Source organism: Aeromonas aquatilis (assembly GCF_054052405.1).
Genome location: NZ_JBSTYP010000193.1, coordinates 1 through 345 on the forward strand (window position 1 = coordinate 1; position 345 = coordinate 345).

Consider the following 345-nt stretch of genomic DNA (forward strand, 5'->3'; position numbering starts at 1 on the left):
ACAACAAAAAGCACAGCTCACTGGGGATGACCCCAAACGAGAAGTACCAGAGTGCCCGTTATCAGCGCCGCGCCATCACCGATGAGTCTGCCTTGGATCTGCTGCTCAACCATATCGGTGAGGCGACTGTCTCCAAAGGCTTTATCAAGGCCGGTGGCCTGAAATATAGCGCCCCGGAGCTGTTGGAGCACACCTGGAAGAGCCAGCGGGTCAGCGTCTTTCTCGATCCTAACGATGTGGGCCGCGCCACCTTGTACCGCACCGGAGACTGGGGAGACCGAGTGGAGGCCATCAATACCGATCTGCTCGGAAATGGCATCAGCCCAGACGCATTCCGTGCAGCCA

Annotated in this window: 1 protein-coding gene; it reads left to right on the plus strand. The window is 58.3% G+C overall.

All coding sequences use genetic code 11. From position 1 onward, the window contains the following. Positions 1 to 345: Mu transposase C-terminal domain-containing protein (locus ACW5W8_RS23975; protein ID WP_498630914.1), on the plus strand; the 345-nt coding region annotated here is incomplete at both ends.